The sequence below is a fragment of the Pedobacter sp. 05L430 genome (assembly GCF_056397585.1).
This window is the reverse complement of the sequence record NZ_JBFTNT010000493.1, coordinates 1-1,663: the sequence shown is the minus strand read 5'-3', so window position 1 is coordinate 1,663 and position 1,663 is coordinate 1. Positions and strand designations below refer to the sequence as shown.

General features: G+C 37.5%; 1 protein-coding gene. It reads right to left on the bottom strand.

Annotated elements, in window-relative coordinates; all coding sequences use genetic code 11:
- Window positions 1–152: 152 nt before the first annotated feature.
- Window positions 153–1,526: an NAD-dependent succinate-semialdehyde dehydrogenase gene (locus tag AC1DG9_RS26750; protein WP_337716103.1), complete on the bottom strand. Its 1,374-nt coding sequence runs from the start codon at window positions 1,524–1,526 to the stop codon at window positions 153–155.
- Window positions 1,527–1,663: the final 137 nt, after the last annotated feature.

Sequence of the window (1,663 nt, the reverse complement as noted above, 5' to 3'; positions counted from 1 at the left end):
GACTTGCTCTCACTAAAATTCTTATTGTAAATGAGGTCCAATCAAAGTTTTTCATAGTAATTGCTTAAGGTAATTCAAATTTAACCTTAGTAACATCAAATATGGCTTGCCATAAAAGCCAAAAACAGGTGGTATTTAGGACAAAGTGCAGCTTATTTAATGTAAACTGTTTTAATATTTACAAACTCTCTAATGCCAAATAACCCCAGTTCACGACCATAACCAGATTGGTTAATCCCTCCAAAAGGTAATCGTGGATCAGATTTAACTAATGAATTCACAAAACAAGAGCCGGCATTTAAATGAGTCTTTGCTACCTGTTCTCCAAGTGATCCATCTTTTGTAAATACTGCTGCACCTAAGCCAAAAGGTGTGTCATTTGCAATTTTTACGGCATCATCAGTGTCTTTTGCCGAAATAACTAAAGCCACGGGTCCAAAAATTTCTTCTTCATAAGCAGGCATACCTTTTTTTATCCCCGTTAAAATTGTAGGAGTGTAATAAGCATGTCGCCCTTTAAAATCAGGGATTTGTCCTCCAAGAATACACTTAGCGCCTGCTTTTATGTTTTCTTTCACTCGCTCATGCAAATCATCTCTAAGATCTAATCTAGACATTGGCCCTAGGTTGGTATCAGCATCAAAAGGATCGCCTGTTATTCTGGCTGCCATTTTATTTTTAAACAGCCTAACAAATTCCTTTTCAACTTTCTTTACTACAATAAATCTTTTTGCAGCAATACAGCTTTGGCCATTATTTATGAGTCTGCTTTGAGCACAAACATCTGCTGCCAGTTCAAGATCTGCATCGGCTAGGATAAGGTACGGGTCGCTTCCCCCAAGCTCCAGCACGCTTTTCTTTAGTTGCTGTGCAGCCTGTTGAGCTACCTGCATACCTGCTTCTGTACTTCCTGTTAAAGTAACAGCCTTGATATGGCGATGGGCTATTACTTGCTTAACAACCCTGCTATTAATTAGCAGTACCTGAAAAACATTTGCGGGAAATCCGGCATCTTTAATTATCTGTTCAATACTTAACGCACAACCACTAACATTAGATGCATGTTTTAACACGCCACAATTACCAGCCATTAAGGCAGGAGCCAGGAACCTGAATAATTGCCAATACGGAAAGTTCCATGGCATTATTGCCAATACGATTCCCAAAGGCCTGAAACTTACATAACTTTTAACAGCCTCAGTTTTAATTAGTTCATCTTTCAAAAAAGTTTCACCATTATCTGCATAATAGTCGCAAACAGATGCACATTTCTCAATTTCGGCTATACCATCTTTAATCGGTTTTCCCATTTCGATGGCCATTAAAGCTGCCAGTTTTTCCTTACGCTGTATAAGCAGTGCAGATGTTTTCTTTAACAAAGAGGCCCTTTCAGCAAAACTTGAGTTTTGCCATTTCAACCAGGCAGTCTGCGTTGTAGCTATTTTTTTGTCGATTTGTTCCCAGGAATGTTCTTTATAGCTTTTGATTACTTTTCCAGTAACCGGATTAACTGATTGAATAGTCATGTTGTCTATTTAATTTATTAGCTCGCTAATTGATTAACAGATGTAAGCAAAAGTTGTTTGCGTTTATTAATACATCATTTTGCCATTCAATAAGCTGTTTTTAATTTAGATACTACCGATTTTCTTATGATTTAGGC

Bases quoted from the DNA above. Each gene is read 5' to 3' on its own strand.
- AC1DG9_RS26750 (WP_337716103.1), bottom strand. From the start codon at position 1,526: ATGACTATTCAATCAGTTAATCCGGTTACTGGAAAAGTAATCAAAAGC.